We start from the raw sequence: 14,201 nt of genomic DNA on the forward strand, positions 1-14,201 counted from the left end.
CCGGTCATCCACGCGAGGCACGCCCCGCGACTTGTTGGGAAGGTGAGGCCGGATCGCCTCCCATTCGAAATCCGTCAGATCGTAGCGGCCCATCGCAAAGCTCCCGAAAAGGAGCTTGAATCACAATCGCCACCGTCAGGGAACCCAGAGCCGTTTATGGGTTTACGGCCTAGGACACAGCGAGAAGGGCCGACCGCTACGCGATGGGAGGCTTCACCAATGTCGCCCACATGTTGTCCGAGGTCGGCACAAGCGTCAGCAGATCGAACCGCACGTTGAAGCCGGCCGCACCGGCCATACGCCTGAGCGTTCCCGGCGTGAAGTAATTGACATGATCCGGAAGACGGATGCCACACCAGCGCTGCCCCATGATCAATCGGTTGATGCTCGCGAAATTGGGCACCTTGACCAGCGCGACACCGCCCGGCACGAGCACGCGGTTGAGCTCCTCCAGAATTGGCAACGGTCGGATGTCGTGCTCGAGGAACGAACGCAACAGAGCTCCCGAGAAGAAGCCATCATCGAACTCCCGCAATCCGTCGAGTGCCGAGGCCTGCACCGTGCGGCCACCGCGCGCGCGAAAGAGCCGGTCCGATATCTCCGCGAGCTCGCGCGAGATCTCCACGCCATAGGGTGTGTAGCCCTCCGGCAGGTCTTCCAGATGGCGTCCCGTGCCGCAGCCCAGATCGAGCACGGCGCCGCGCGCGGCGGAGCGCGCGATCCTTCCAGCAGGCGACGCTGCCCGGCCGAGTCTCAGCCTCCATCGTGTCGCATGATCCAGCGCCTGCCACAGCGGATTGCGCTTCCTGCGCCTGTCGCGCTCAACATGAAAGCTCTTCTCCCAGGCAAGCTCGCTTTCCAGTGCCTTGAGCGGCGGCGCGTGCGACAGATGCACGAAGTCGCAGATCGGGCACGCGACGACCGACCATCGCTCATCCGAATAGCGCTGCAGCTTCTTTCGTTTCCTCTCGTTTCCGCACAAAGGGCAGGCGCGTGCAATGCGTGCCGTTTGCGGCTGCGGGGCCGCATTCATCATCGTGATCTCCGGGCATAGGTGAGGACGCAGGCGGCGTTCAGCGCGCTACGGCGGAGTACTTGCCGGATTGGACGACGGTCGCATCTGGCAGGGGACGTCGGCCATGCGGACGAGATGCGAAACGAGCCGAAACAGCAGGCGCCACTGAGGCCCAACCGCAATCGAGGCATCGAACATGGCAACGCACGGATACAACAACAAGCAATCCATCCCAGTCCATCACGCGTCGAGCCGCATGAGGCTCACCGGTGAACACGCCCTTTCACACCCGGTCACTGTGTTATTCTGAACCACAAACCAATTTCTTGCTCAAACTTAGGCTAAAACAAACCGGACGACATGCCCTGCAGAATGCACAATTATGAGCAATAATCGATCTATTTTGGAAAGCGCGAGAAGTTCGGCATTACCCGCAGACGCGGACGGGACGGATGGCAAGGCAAGGGAGGATCCATTGAGAGAGGAATACGACAGGACAATGCGCGCACTGTTCGGTCCCCGGCTCGAACGGGCGCTGGAGGAAACGAATGCGGAGATCGAGGCCCAGGCCGCCAATGTGGCACCTGTCGAGCTCGACCAGCAGAGTGTCGGGCGGCTCAGCCGCATGGACGCCATGCAGGCGCAGGCCATGGCCCAAGCCTACGAGCGCCGGTTGAAGGCCCAGAAGGTCCGCATCGAGCACGCGCTGACGCGCCTCGCAGCCGGGGAATACGGCTATTGCACCGAATGCGGCGAGGAAATCGGCATGCGGCGGCTGGACATCGACCCCGCAGCGCATCGGTGTGTCAGATGCGCCTGATCGGCCGCTGAGATGCCGGAGCCAGCTTCGCCCCGACGCGGCGCCAGCCGAGCCGATCCGCCAGGGCAAGGCAGCTTTGCCAGTCCTCAACGCTGTCGGTCGTGCCGAGACTCCGCAACGAGGCTGCGGACCACTTTGCATGACCTCGCCCGAGCAACTGGACGCGCTCGCCAGTCAGTCCCCGACGGCGGCCTCGAACCTGCGACGCAAGTGTTCTCGGTCGCGCACTGTCCGGGGTTCCCGTCTGGGATGGTCGGGGCTATCATTTTGTACAATTAACAAAGAACGAGGGGAGGCGACATGCGCGCGGAAGGTTCGGCCCCGCCGGATCGTCGCCGGGTTATTGCCGTTCTGGCCGCTGCCCTCGTGGCTTGCCGGGCCGGCGCGAGCGAGGCCGCGCCCATCGGGGAGATCCGCTTCGGCCTGACGCCGGTCTTCCTCAACAACGATCTCGAGCTGCTCGCCCGGCTTCAGAGCTATCTCGAACGTGCCACCGGCCATCCGGTCAGGCTCATCACGCGGCGGACTTATCAGGAAATCACGGCGCTCCTGACCACGCGCCAGATCGACGCGGCGTGGATCTGCGGCTACCCGTTCGTCACGCACCGCAGCGAACTGCAGCTGGTCGCCGTGCCGCTGTGGCGCTCGCGCCCTTTGTATCAATCCTATGTCATCGTCGGCAATGACAGCGAGGCACGTAGCGTCGCCGATCTCGCCGGCGGCATCCACGCCTTCTCCGATCCCGATTCCAATTCCGGCTTCCTGGTCACGCGCGCCCTGCTGGCGGAGATGGGCGTGCGGCCCGAAGGCTTCTTCGCCCGAGCATTCTTCACCTACGGCCATCGCAACGTCATCCGCGCTGTGGCGAGCGGCCTCGCGGGATCGGGCTCGGTCGACGGCTATGTCTATGAGGTCATGGTCCAGATCGAGCCCGAGCTGACGGGGCGCACGCGCGTTCTGCGGCGATCGGAATGGCTTGCCTTTCCGCCCGTTGCGGCGCCGCGCACACCACTCGACGAGACCCGGCTCGCGAAGCTCGCCGGGGCGCTCCTTGCGATGCCGGCGGATCCGGACGGCCACGCGGTCCTCGCCATGCTGCGTCTTGACGGCTTCGCCCGCGAACCAGCGAGCCTGTTCGATGCGATTGCCGCCAAGGTCGACCTTCTGGCGCGGGCGGGCTGAACGATGCTCGGCCGCCTCGATCCGCGCTCCTGGCCCATTACAGCGAAGGTGCCGCTGGCCGTCGCCGGCCTGATGGTGCTCGTCGGCCTCATCCTCTCCGAACGCGTCCTCGCCCGGCTTGCCGACACGCAGGAGCGGCACCTGCGCGATCTCGCCCAGAGCTATCTCGACGGCCTGTCTTCGGCTGTCGCGCCCTCCATGCTGCGCGACGATACCTGGGAGGTGTTCGATGCGATCGAACGCGCACGGGACCTGCACAGGAGCCTGCGCCCGCTCGAGACGGTCGTCAGCCATGCCGACGGCCGGGTGATCGCCGCCTCCGATCCGCGTCGGTATCCTGTGGGATCATTGAACGAGGAGCGCCAGCGCGTGCAGGTGGCCGGTGCCGACAGCTTCAGCTTCGAAGCAGGGGCTGACACGGCGACGGCCGTGCGCAAGCTGTCCTATCCGGGGCAGACGGTCGGCTTCATCGAGGCGGTCTTCGACACGCGGCATCTCGCCGCCGAGCGGCGCAGCGTCATGTTCGCACTTGTTGCGACAAACGGGCTGCTCACGCTCGTCCTGGCAACCGCTGGTTGGTTCCTCATGGCGCGCATGATGCGGCCGGTCACCATCCTCACCAACCATCTGGGGCTTGCTCGCAGCGTTTCCGCAGTGCCCATCGCCGAGGATATCGTCATGCGTCAGCGTGGCGAATTCGGCCGTCTCTTCCGCGCCTACAACGCTTTGGCGGCATCCATGGATGAGCGCGAGACGCTCGTGAAGAAGCTCGCCGAAGAGGAGCGCCTTGGTAGCCTCGGGCGCCTCGCCTCGGCCCTTGCGCACGAGATCAACAACCCGCTCGGCGGTCTTTTCAACGCCCTTGCGACGCTCAGAACCCACGGCCATCTCGCACATGTCCGCGCCAATTCCATCGGCTTGCTCGACCGTGGTCTTCTCGGCATCCGAGACGTGGTGCGCACCACGCTGGCCGCCTACCGCGAGGAGAAGCGTGCGCGCGACCTCGCCGCGTCGGATCTCGCCGATCTTCAACTTCTGATTGCACCGGAGGCGCGGCGCAAGGCTGTCGGCGTGTTGCTTGACAACGGCCTCGACGGCACGGTGCCGCTGCCGAGTACGCCCGTGCGGCAAGCCATCCTCAACCTATTGCTGAACGCCGTGGCGGCCTCACCTGAAGGGGCAAGCGTCGCCCTGTCAGCGGAGGTGAGCGGCCACCTTTTCGTTGCCTCGGTGCGTGATCGAGGTCCCGGCCTGCCGGAGGCGGCCGCGCAGGTTCTTACGGGGCCGGCAGCAGCGACGCCGCTGCGCGACGGCGGGCTCGGGCTCGGCCTCTGGACGACCCGGCGCCTCGTGAGCGAGCTTGGCGGCCGTATCGAGGTCGACCGCCCCGGGGAAGGCGGCACGGTGCTGCGGCTCATTATCCCGCTGCGATCCGGCGAGGAACTGTCCGATGTCGCTTGAGCCCGTCACCATCGCGCTCGTCGAGGACGACCCCATCATGGGCGAGAGCCTCGTGCAGCGCCTCTCGCTCGAAGGTCTCACCGTCCGCTGGTGGCAGCGCGGGCGCGAGGCCGTCTCGGCCCTGAGGGAAGCCCGTGTTCGGGCTGTCGTCTGCGACATACGGCTGCCGGATATCGACGGCGAGACCCTCTTTCGCGAGATCGCCCGACGGCCGGATGCTCCGCCGTTCCTGTTTATCACCGGTTTCGGCGATATCGACCAGGCCGTGCGGCTGATGCGTGCCGGTGCCGCCAACTACGTGACGAAACCCTTCGACCTCGAGGATTTCCTCGTGCGGCTGGCGGAACTCGTCCGCCCCACCCCAGGCGACGATACGCCTGTCCTCGGCGTATCGCAGGCCATGGGCGAGGTCGAGCGGCTGCTGTCCCGCCTCGCCCGCGTGGCGGCGCCCGTCCTCATCTGCGGCGAAACCGGAACGGGCAAGGATGTCGCCGCCCGCTTCCTGCATGCCCGCTCGGAGGCTGCCGCGAAGCCCTTCGTCGCCGTCAACTGCGCCGCCATCCCGGCCGACCTGATGGAGAGCGAGCTCTTCGGCCATGAGAAGGGCGCCTTCACGGGCGCCATTCAGCGCCACGTCGGCTATGCGGAGCGAACAGCCGGCGGTGTCCTCTTCCTCGACGAGATCGGCGAATTACGTCCGGAGCTGCAGGCCAAGCTGCTGCGTCTCATCGAGGAGCGCAGCTTCCACCGGGTGGGCGGCGAGCGGCCGGTCGCCTTCGACGGCCGTATCCTCGCGGCGACCAATGCGGACCTGCCGGCTCTCGTCGAAGCCGGGCGCTTCCGGCAGGATCTCTACTATCGCATCAATGTGGTCACCGTCCGCATGCCCGCGCTCCGGGACCGGCCCGACGACATTCCGTGGCTGATGAACCGCTTCTTCACGGAATTCGCCGAACGTCACGAGACATCGGTGAAGGGGATCAGCGCCCTGACGGAGGAAGCGGCACGGGCCCATGCCTGGCCCGGCAACATCCGCGAGCTGCGCAACCGGATGGAGCGGGCGATGGCCCTGGCGCTCGGTGCCTGGCTCATGCCGGGCGATCTCTTTCCCGACCTGGCGGAATACGGCGGGCCGGGGCTGTCCGGCTTCGGCTCCCTCGAGGATGCGAGGCTCGAGGCGGAACGTCGCCATATCGTGCGGGCCCTTGCCGCGACCGGGGGCGAGATCGCTGCGGCTGCCCGGCTCCTCGGCATCGGCCGCACGACGCTGTGGGAAAAGATGCGCCGCCTCGGCATCGCGGTGCAGTAGCAGGCAGCATGTTCGGCATCCCGAACCTTCGGCATCGCACCATGTTCGGAAACCCGGACACAAGACCGGGCGCCACCTGCGCCCTCGCCGCCCATCCGACTGATACGTAAATCGTTTTCGCGCTGGCCCACATCCTGCAGAAGCCTCCCCGACCATGATCGTCCATGCCGAAGGGGACAGCGATGAAACGATGCGACAGGTTGATCGACGTGGGCCGGCGGCGCTTCCTCACCGGGGCGGGCGCCATGACGGCCGGCGCCGCGGCGGCGTCGGTGCTGGCGCCGGAGGCAAAGGCAGCACCCGGCGCCGCCCTCGTCAGCTATCCACCGAACCGGCTCGCCAATGTGAGCGACCTTAAGGTGAACGAACCCCTCGACGTCGCCTATCCGGATGACGAAGCGCCGGGCGTGCTGATCAAGCTCGGCACGCGTGTGCCGACGGGCGTCGGTCCCGACGGCGACATTGTCGGCTTCACCATCCTGTGCCCGCACAAAGGATTCCCCATGGCCTACGACGCCGCGGACAAGACGCTCAACTGCCCCGGCCATTATTCGCGCTTCGACTGCGAGCGCGGCGGGCAGCAGATCTGGGGTCACGCGACCCAGAACCTGCCGCAATACGCGCTGCGCGTCGACGAGAAGGGCGACATCTACGCCGAGGGCGTCGACGAGCTCATCTACGGCCGCCTGTCGAACGTGCTGTGAGGGAGGGGAGAATGGCCTACAAGCGTCAGATCGGCCGGCTGCCCATCGTCCCGGCCGACGCAAAGGAACACAACGTCGTCTGCCACTATTGCATCGTCGGCTGCGGCTACAAGGCCTACACCTGGGATGCGCGCTACGAAGGCGGCACGGCTCCATCCGAGAACAAATTCGGCACCGACCTCACCGCGCAGCAGGAGGCGGAGACCGCCGCCTGGTACGCGCCGTCGATGTACAACATCGTCCGGCAGGACGGGCGGGATGTCCATCTCGTCATCAAGCCGGACAAGGAGTGCGTCGTCAATTCCGGCCTCGGCTCCGTGCGCGGGGCGCGCATGGCGGAGATGAGCTATTCGCGCCAGCGCAACACGCAGTTGCACCGGCTCACCGATCCGCTCGTCTGGCGCTACGGGCAACTGCAGCCGACAAGTTGGGACGATGCGCTCGACCTCGTGGCGCGCGTAACCGCCGCGGTCATCGACGAGCAGGGCGAGGACGGGCTCTTCGTCTCGGCCTTCGACCACGGCGGCGCGGGGGGCGGTTACGAGAACACCTGGGGCACCGGCAAGCTCTATTTCGGCGCTATGAAGGTGAAGAACATCCGCATTCACAACCGGCCGGCCTACAATTCGGAGGTCCACGCCAGCCGCGACATGGGCGTCGGCGAACTCAACAACTGTTACGAGGATGCCGAACTCGCCGACACCATCGTCGCCGTCGGCACCAATGCGCTCGAGACGCAGACCAACTATTTCCTCAACCACTGGGTGCCGAACCTGCGCGGCACGTCGCTCGCCAAAAAGCAGGCCGAGTTCGGCAGCGAGCCGGTGGACCGCGCCCGGATCATCATCGTCGATCCCCGCCGCACGGTCACGGTCAATGCCTGCGAGGTGGAGGCGGGCAAGGACAACGTCCTGCACCTTGCCATCAATTCAGGCACCGACCTCGCGCTGTTCAACGCGCTGCTCACCCACATCGCTGACAAGGGATGGACGGACAAGGCTTTCATCGACGCCTCGACGAGTGGCTTCGAAAAGGCACTGACGGCGAACAGGATGACCGTCGAGGAGGCGGCGCGGATCACGGGCCTCGCCGCAGGGGACATCGTCAAGGCCGCCGAATGGATCGCCCGGCCCAAAGCGGGTGGCGTCCGCCGGCGTACGATGTTCGCCTATGAGAAGGGGCTGATCTGGGGCAACGACAACTACCGCACCAATGGCGCACTGGTGAACCTTGCCCTCGCCACCGGCAACATCGGGCGGCCGGGCGGCGGCTGCGTGCGCATGGGCGGCCACCAGGAGGGCTATTCACGCCCGTCGGATGCCCATGTCGGCCGGCCGGCGGCCTATGTCGACAAGCTCCTCATCGAAGGCAAGGGCGGCGTCCATCACGTCTGGGCCTGCGACCACTACAAGACGACGCTCAACGCCATGGAGTTCAAGCGCGTCTACAAGAAGCGCACCGACCTCGTGAAAGACGCTATCAATTCCGTCCCTTATGGTGATCGAGAGGCGATGGTCGCCGCGATCATGGGCGCCATCCGGCAGGGTGGACTGTTCAGCGTCGACGTCGACATCGTGCCGACGAAGATCGGCGAGGCGGCCCACGTCATCCTGCCGGCGGCCACCTCCGGCGAGATGAACCTCACCTCCATGAACGGCGAGCGGCGCATGCGGCTCACCGAGCGCTACATGGATCCGCCAGGCCAGGCGTTGCCCGACTGCCTGATCGCAGCGCGGCTCGCCAACCATCTCGAACGCGTCTTCCGCGCTGCGGGCAAGACGGACACCGCCGACAAGTTCAAGGGCTTCGACTGGAAGAGCGAGGAAGACGCCTTCATGGACGGCTACCACGCCCATGAGAAAGGCGGCGCGTTCGTCACCTACGAGCGGCTGCGGGCGATGGGCACCAACGGCTTCCAGGAGCCGGCGGTGGCCGTCGAGAATGGCCGGATCGTCGGCACCAAGCGGCTCTATGCCGACGGCAAGTTCAACCGGCCCGACGGCAGGGCGCAGTTCATGGAGACCGCATGGCGCGGCCTCCAGGCGGCCGGAAAGGAGGCCGAGAAGGAGAAGTTCGCCTTTCTCATCAACAACGGCCGCACCAACGACGTGTGGCAGAGCGCCTATCTCGACGTCGAGAACGAGTTCGTCATGGACCGCTGGCCCTACCCCTTCATCGAGATGAACCCGCAGGACATGGCGGAGCTAACGTTGAAGGAAGGCGACCTCGTCGAGGTCTACAATGACAACGGCTCGACCCAGGCGATGGTCTATCCGACCCCCACGGCACGGCGCAAACAGGCGTTCATGCTCTTTGCCTATCCCGCCGGCGTGCAGGGAAACGTGGTCTCGGCCGGCGTCAACGAGTTCATCATCCCCAACTACAAACAGACCTGGGGCAACATCCGCAAGATCGCGGATGCTCCGGACGGTGTCCGGCATCTGTCGTTCAAGTCGCCGGAATATCCGGCGAGCCCAGCTTGATCCTCCCGTGACGGCACGGCCCACGGGCGCTTCGGCACCCGTGGGCTTCGTGCCCGTCGCTCAGGCGGGCATATCGCGCCTTCCGGTCCCTTGAAGCACAGGCTCCCGATGACAAGACTGCTCACGCTCGCGTTCGCCGCCATGTTTCTCCTGGTCCCCCGCCTCGCCGTCGCGCAGGATGCGCAGGCGGGAAAACGCGTCTTCAACAAATGCAGCGCATGCCACGCGGTCGGGCCGAACGCGCCCAACAAGATAGGCCCGCAGCTCAACGGGCTTTTCGGCCGCACCGCAGGCTCCGTCGAAGGCTACACATACTCGCCGGCCAACAAGCAATCCGGGATCACGTGGACCGAAGAGACGTTCGCGAACTACATCAAGGACCCGCGCGGCGCGATCAAGGGAACGAAGATGGTCTTCGCCGGCATCAGGAACGAGCAGGAGGTCAGGGATCTTACGGCCTATCTGCGGTCCTTCGCAGCGGACGGCGAACCCCAGTAGCCATTGCAGCGGATAAGGGCTCGAGGCGCCTGGCGGGGCGCGCGGCGACTGCATAAAAATTCGACTTATATCGAAATAACTATTGACGCGGCTCAGCCGGAAGCATAGCTTATTTCCATGAAGATCGAAGAAGCAGCCCAGCAACTCGAAGCGCTGGGCAATCCGACCAGGCTCGAGGTTTATCGAACGCTTGTGCGCGCGGGCGGCGTGGGATTACCGGTCGGCCGCCTGCAGGAGAGGCTCGGGATTGCAGCCTCCACGCTGTCGCACCACCTGCACCGGCTCATTGCAACGGGGCTCATGACGCAGGAGCGCCAGGGAACGACGCTCATCTGCCGGGCGCATTATCCGGCCATGGATAGCCTCATCAGCTTCCTTACGGAGGAATGCTGCATCGAGTCGGCCTGCACCAGGGAAGAGGGAAAGGCGGCCTGAGGCTGTCTTTTCACATCCGCTAATTCGATATTTTTGGGAGGATCGAATATGTCCATCGAGACCCTGCCCGTTGCCATCATCGGCGGTGGTCCGGTCGGCCTTGCCGCGGCGGCCCATCTCATCGCCCGCGCCGTGCCGGTGAAACTCTATGAGGCCGGGCCCACCGTTGGCGCCAGCATGCGCGAGTGGGGTCATGTGCGGGTTTTCACACCCTGGCGGTACTGCGTCGACGAGACGGCAGCCGCTCTCCTCGCCAGGCATGGCTGGCACCGGCCGCCGGCAGAGGCTTTCCCGACCGGCGGCGAGATCGTTGCCCACTATCTCGAGCCGCTGGCCGCGGTGCCGGCGCTTGCACGCGTCATCGAGACCGATGCCCGCGTCACGGCTGTGTCGCGGCAAGGTCTCGACAAGGTCGTCAGCCGCGGCCGGGCGGAGCGTCCGTTCGTCGTGACGGTCGAAACACCCGGCGGCCGCCGACAGGACCTTGCCCGGGCTATCATCGACGCCTCCGGCACCTGGAGAACGCCGAATCCGCTCGGAGCCAGCGGCATCGCCGTGGAGGGCGAGGCGGCCTTCGCCGGGCGCATCGCCTACGGCATCCCGGATGTGGCCGGACGGAAGCGTGACCTCTTTGCCGGAGCGACCACACTGGTGGTCGGCGCCGGCCATTCCGCGGCCAATGTGCTGCTCGATCTTGCCCGTCTCGCCGAGGCCGAGCCGTCGACATCGATCCTGTGGGCGACGCGCGGCCGCGATCTCTCGCGCGTCTACGGCGGCGGCAGCGCCGACCGGCTGCCGGCGCGTGGCGAACTCGGCGCCGAGATGCGCCGGCTCGTCGCAAGCGGCCGTGTTGCCCTCGCCACCGGCTTTGCCATCACCGGGCTGCACGAGGAGGCCGGCCGCCTCGTCGTGACCGGCGAGACAGCCGACGGTCAGCGCCGCCTCGGGCCTATCGACCGCATCGTCGTCGCCACGGGCCAGCGGCCGGACCTGTCGCTGACGCGCGAACTGCGCCTCGATCTCGATCCGTGGCTGGAAAGCGCCCGGGCGCTCGGTCCGCTCATCGATCCGAACGTGCATTCCTGCGGATCCGTACCGCCGCACGGCCACCGCGAACTCTCCCACCCCGAGCCAGGCTTCTACACGGTGGGCATCAAGAGCTACGGCCGTGCGCCCACCTTCCTGCTGCTGACCGGCTATGAGCAGGTCCGTTCCGTGGCCGCCGCGCTTGCCGGCGACATGGCCGCGGCGGATGACGTGCATCTCGTGCTGCCGGAGACGGGCGTATGCACGACGCAGGTCGCCGGGACCACGCAAACGGCTGCCGGCTGCTGCGGCGGTCCGGCGCCGGAGGACGTCGAGGTCTGCTGCGTTGCCGATGCCGAGGCCAGACAGTCGGGGCGTGCGGGTTGCGGCTGCGGGGCGCAGGGTTCAGCAGCCCGATCGGCGGTGCTCGATGCGTGATCGCGCATTTCCCGTCTGGGCTATCTGGGCTCTGGGCCTGACCCAGATCATCGGCTACGGCACGCTCTACTACAGCTTTCCCGTCCTGGCGCCGGCGATCGCGCGGGAGTTCACTCTTTCGGAACAATGGATCTTCGCGGCGCTGTCGGCGTCCCTCCTTGCCGGCAGCCTGCTTGCCCCGACGGCAGGGCGCTGGATGGACCGCGTCGGCGCTGCATGGCTCATGACCATCGGTTCGGCTGCCGCGGCGCTGGCGTTTGTCCTATGTGCCCTGGCGCCCGGGCGCGTGACCTTCGTGACCGCTCTTCTCGCCATGGAGCTCACCTCCTGCTTCGTGCTCTATGGCGCGGCCTTCGCTGCCATCGTGCAGGCGGGCTCGCCACAGGCTCAGCGCAGCATCACGCATTTGACGCTGATCGCCGGCTTTGCCTCGACATTGTTCTGGCCCCTGACATCGGCCCTTCACGCTCACTTGAGCTGGCGGGAGGTTTATGGCGTGTTCGCCGCCCTCAATCTTGGCCTGTGCATGCCGATCCACTGGGCTCTCCTGCGCATCGCGCGCCGTGGGTCCCGACTGGCGCCCTCTCCTCCCGAGGTGGCCCCCGTTGCGGGACCGGCGGCAAACGAAGGCAGCACGCTCGACGCGCGCTCGCGGCGGACGGCTTTCCTTCTCATGCTTGCCGGTTTCGCCATCGAAGGCTTCGTCCTCTCGGCGCTCCTGATGCACATGGTGCCCCTCATGGCGACGCTCGGACTTGGCGCTGCAGGGCTCTTCATCGCGACGCTGTTCGGACCGGCGCAGGTCGCCAGCCGTCTCGTCAACATGCTGTTCGGCGGCCGGCTGGCTCAGACGCATCTCGCCACCATCGCCGCCGTGCTTCTTGCGCTCGGCGTCGCCATTCTCGCCGCGACGGCCCCATGGCTGGCCGGTGCCGTCCTCTTCGCGGTCCTCTTCGGGCTCGGCTCGGGTCTCATCAGCATCGTGAGCGGCACGCTGCCGCTGGAGCTGTTCGGCCGCGACGGCTATGGCGCCAGGCTCGGATGGGTTTCCGCCGCGCGCCAGTTCACCTCGGCTCTGGGCCCGTTTGCCTTTGCCCTCCTGATGTCGCGAACGGCCGTCGAAGCCTCGTTGTGGAGCGTGGCCGTGGCGGGCCTCCTCGGCCTTTCCGCCTTCGTGCTCATCGACATGGTCAAGCAGCGTGGCCGGCGGGGACGTCATCCGGTTCTGGGCAACATCATTGGCACGATCCGGAGCGATCAAGGGCCGCGAAGGCACCAGGCGCCTTCGAGTGGCCCCCACGACATGGAAAAGATATGAGAACGCGCACGCTTCCCGATCCTGACACGCTTCCCGCCTTGGACCGGCGTTACGCTCCGGGTCATCCGGCGCTCGACCTGCCGAACGGCGGGCTGGGCCATCCGCCGCGCATCCTGCTGCTGTACGGTTCGCTCCGCGAACGCTCCTATTCACGTCTTGTGGTCGAAGAGGCAGCGAGACTGCTACGGCATTTCGGCGCCGAGCCGCGCATCTTCGATCCGTCTGACCTGCCGCTGCCGGATCAGGTCAAAGGCGATGATCATCCCGCCGTGCGCGAACTGCGCGAACTCGCCATGTGGTCGGAGGGACAGGTGTGGTGTAGCCCCGAGCGGCACGGGCAGATTACGGGCGTGATGAAGACGCAGATCGACCACCTGCCGCTCAGCATCGGCGGCCTGCGCCCGACTCAGGGACGAACCCTGGCCGTCATGCAGGTCTCGGGCGGCTCGCAATCCTTCAACGCAGTCAACACGCTGCGCCTTCTCGGCCGCTGGATGCGGATGTTCACCATCCCGAACCAGTCGAGCATCGCCAAGGCGTTCCAGGAATTCGACGAGAACGGACGCATGCGGCCATCGAGCTACTACGAGCGGATCGTCGACGTCGTCGAGGAACTCGTGCGCTTCACGGTGCTCCTGCGCCCCCATGTCCGGACGCTGACCGACCGCTACTCCGAGCGCAAGGCCGCGGGCGCGCCGATCGACATGGCAAAGGATCTCTCTGCCATCGCCATCGCACGGCAGACGAAAGGCGCTGGAAGGTGACGAAGCTGTTCTGGCTCACCGATCTTCGGCGGTTTTCCTTCGGCACGCACGACGGCCGGCGATTGAATGTCGAAACCCTCGCGTTGCACAAGCCCGATCCGGAACATTCCGCCTTGGCGTCGGGCGGCAGTCGTCCCGTGCCCGTCGCCATCGGCGGGTCCGGAAAGAAGAAGCGAAGTGCAAGAAGCGCCCTGCGAAACTACGGCTACAAGACGGCCGACGCATTCCGAAACCATTGTCGCCTGCAAGGCCTGCCGGACGATTTCGATCTGCCGCCGTTCACCGTCGCGGCCAAGGTCAAAGCGGTGGGGAACCGCGTTCCGCTAGCGATGGGCCGCGCTGTCGCTCAAGCGGTGGCTCGCGCGATCGCCGCATGAGGTTTCCGATGACCTGCCCCCTTCCTGATCCCTCGGTTTGAGTGAGAGTCCGTCACCTAGAGGAGACGGACGTGAAGAAGAGCAGGTTCAACGAGGCGCAGATCATCGGCGTGCTGCGGGAGCAGGAGGCCGGAAGCCCGACGGCGGAGGTGTGTCGGCGGCACGGGATCAGCGAGCAGACCTTCTATCGCTGGAAGGCCAAGTACAGCGGCATGAGCGTGTCGGACGCGCAGAAGCTGAAGACGCTTGAGGACGAGAACCGGCGGCTGAAGAAGCTGCTGGCGGAGTCGATGCTGGACGTCTCGGCCCTGAAGGACCTTCTGGGAAAAAACTGATCGGGCCTGCAGCGCGCCGGGAGGCTGTGCTTCGCC

General features: G+C 66.2%; 13 protein-coding genes and 2 pseudogenes. 13 read left to right on the plus strand and 2 right to left on the minus strand.

The window, feature by feature from the left end; genetic code table 11:
* Together P2T65_RS20820 and P2T65_RS20825 are read right to left on the minus strand one after the other, a co-directional pair.
* A pseudogene (locus P2T65_RS20820) lies at positions 1 to 93 on the minus strand (IS5/IS1182 family transposase); the annotation flags it as partial.
* Between the two features lie 103 nt (positions 94 to 196).
* Positions 197 to 1,036, minus strand: a complete 840-nt coding sequence (locus P2T65_RS20825; protein WP_063187335.1) for a class I SAM-dependent methyltransferase — start codon at positions 1,034 to 1,036, stop codon at positions 197 to 199.
* Between the two features lie 478 nt (positions 1,037 to 1,514).
* Here P2T65_RS20825 and P2T65_RS20830 point away from each other — a divergent pair, with 478 nt between their 5' ends.
* The 13 genes and pseudogenes from P2T65_RS20830 to P2T65_RS20890 all read left to right on the plus strand — a co-directional run.
* Positions 1,515 to 1,835, plus strand: coding sequence for a TraR/DksA C4-type zinc finger protein (locus P2T65_RS20830; RefSeq protein ID WP_055460281.1), 321 nt, complete (start codon positions 1,515 to 1,517; stop codon positions 1,833 to 1,835).
* Positions 1,836 to 2,135: 300 nt separating this feature from the next.
* A complete protein-coding gene (locus P2T65_RS20835) occupies positions 2,136 to 3,017 on the plus strand; it encodes a PhnD/SsuA/transferrin family substrate-binding protein (RefSeq protein ID WP_072249525.1) in 882 nt (293 codons plus the stop codon).
* 3 nt (positions 3,018 to 3,020) lie between these two features.
* Positions 3,021 to 4,478 (plus strand): HAMP domain-containing sensor histidine kinase, encoded by a 1,458-nt coding sequence (locus P2T65_RS20840; protein ID WP_276200661.1) that lies wholly within the window; start codon positions 3,021 to 3,023, stop codon positions 4,476 to 4,478.
* Positions 4,468 to 5,787 carry a sigma-54 dependent transcriptional regulator gene (locus P2T65_RS20845; RefSeq protein ID WP_276200662.1) on the plus strand — a complete coding sequence of 440 codons (1,320 nt, stop codon included), beginning with the start codon at positions 4,468 to 4,470 and terminating at the stop codon, positions 5,785 to 5,787. Before P2T65_RS20840 ends, P2T65_RS20845 begins: the two co-directional genes overlap by 11 nt.
* Before the next feature lie 182 nt (positions 5,788 to 5,969).
* A complete protein-coding gene (locus tag P2T65_RS20850) occupies positions 5,970 to 6,491 on the plus strand; it encodes an arsenate reductase (azurin) small subunit (protein ID WP_063187329.1) in 522 nt (173 codons plus the stop codon).
* Between the two features lie 11 nt (positions 6,492 to 6,502).
* Positions 6,503 to 8,974: an arsenate reductase (azurin) large subunit gene (locus P2T65_RS20855; protein WP_276200663.1), complete on the plus strand. Its 2,472-nt coding sequence runs from the start codon at positions 6,503 to 6,505 to the stop codon at positions 8,972 to 8,974.
* 108 nt (positions 8,975 to 9,082) lie between these two features.
* The gene (locus tag P2T65_RS20860; protein ID WP_276200664.1) at positions 9,083 to 9,472 is read left to right on the plus strand and encodes a cytochrome c family protein; all 390 of its coding nucleotides are present in this window, start codon (positions 9,083 to 9,085) and stop codon (positions 9,470 to 9,472) included.
* A gap of 117 nt (positions 9,473 to 9,589) precedes the next feature.
* The gene (locus tag P2T65_RS20865) at positions 9,590 to 9,907 is read left to right on the plus strand and encodes a metalloregulator ArsR/SmtB family transcription factor (RefSeq protein ID WP_055460275.1); all 318 of its coding nucleotides are present in this window, start codon (positions 9,590 to 9,592) and stop codon (positions 9,905 to 9,907) included.
* 48 nt (positions 9,908 to 9,955) lie between these two features.
* Positions 9,956 to 11,371, plus strand: a complete 1,416-nt coding sequence (locus P2T65_RS20870; RefSeq protein WP_055460274.1) for an FAD-dependent oxidoreductase — start codon at positions 9,956 to 9,958, stop codon at positions 11,369 to 11,371.
* Positions 11,364 to 12,689, plus strand: a complete 1,326-nt coding sequence (arsK, locus tag P2T65_RS20875) for an arsenite efflux MFS transporter ArsK (RefSeq protein ID WP_276200665.1) — start codon at positions 11,364 to 11,366, stop codon at positions 12,687 to 12,689. Before P2T65_RS20870 ends, arsK begins: the two co-directional genes overlap by 8 nt.
* Positions 12,686 to 13,453 (plus strand): arsenical resistance protein ArsH, encoded by a 768-nt coding sequence (gene arsH, locus P2T65_RS20880; protein WP_055460273.1) that lies wholly within the window; start codon positions 12,686 to 12,688, stop codon positions 13,451 to 13,453. The genes arsK and arsH overlap by 4 nt, the downstream gene beginning before the upstream one ends.
* A complete protein-coding gene (locus P2T65_RS20885; RefSeq protein ID WP_055460272.1) occupies positions 13,450 to 13,830 on the plus strand; it encodes a hypothetical protein in 381 nt (126 codons plus the stop codon). Before arsH ends, P2T65_RS20885 begins: the two co-directional genes overlap by 4 nt.
* A 71-nt stretch (positions 13,831 to 13,901) precedes the next feature.
* A pseudogene (locus P2T65_RS20890) lies at positions 13,902 to 14,201 on the plus strand (transposase); the annotation flags it as partial.

It is taken from the genome of Chelatococcus sp. XZ-Ab1, from assembly GCF_029309855.1.
GTDB classification, from domain to species: Bacteria; Pseudomonadota; Alphaproteobacteria; order Rhizobiales; family Beijerinckiaceae; genus Chelatococcus_A; species Chelatococcus_A sambhunathii.

Bases quoted from the DNA above. Each gene is read 5' to 3' on its own strand.
- P2T65_RS20870 (WP_055460274.1), top strand. From the start codon at position 9,956: ATGTCCATCGAGACCCTGCCCGTTGCCATCATCGGCGGTGGTCCGGTC.
- P2T65_RS20840 (WP_276200661.1), top strand. From the start codon at position 3,021: ATGCTCGGCCGCCTCGATCCGCGCTCCTGGCCCATTACAGCGAAGGTG.
- P2T65_RS20830 (WP_055460281.1), top strand. From the start codon at position 1,515: ATGCGCGCACTGTTCGGTCCCCGGCTCGAACGGGCGCTGGAGGAAACG.
- P2T65_RS20860 (WP_276200664.1), top strand. From the start codon at position 9,083: ATGACAAGACTGCTCACGCTCGCGTTCGCCGCCATGTTTCTCCTGGTC.
- P2T65_RS20825 (WP_063187335.1), bottom strand. From the start codon at position 1,036: ATGATGAATGCGGCCCCGCAGCCGCAAACGGCACGCATTGCACGCGCC.
- P2T65_RS20855 (WP_276200663.1), top strand. From the start codon at position 6,503: ATGGCCTACAAGCGTCAGATCGGCCGGCTGCCCATCGTCCCGGCCGAC.
- P2T65_RS20835 (WP_072249525.1), top strand. From the start codon at position 2,136: ATGCGCGCGGAAGGTTCGGCCCCGCCGGATCGTCGCCGGGTTATTGCC.
- P2T65_RS20845 (WP_276200662.1), top strand. From the start codon at position 4,468: ATGTCGCTTGAGCCCGTCACCATCGCGCTCGTCGAGGACGACCCCATC.
- arsH (WP_055460273.1), top strand. From the start codon at position 12,686: ATGAGAACGCGCACGCTTCCCGATCCTGACACGCTTCCCGCCTTGGAC.
- P2T65_RS20850 (WP_063187329.1), top strand. From the start codon at position 5,970: ATGAAACGATGCGACAGGTTGATCGACGTGGGCCGGCGGCGCTTCCTC.
- arsK (WP_276200665.1), top strand. From the start codon at position 11,364: ATGCGTGATCGCGCATTTCCCGTCTGGGCTATCTGGGCTCTGGGCCTG.
- P2T65_RS20865 (WP_055460275.1), top strand. From the start codon at position 9,590: ATGAAGATCGAAGAAGCAGCCCAGCAACTCGAAGCGCTGGGCAATCCG.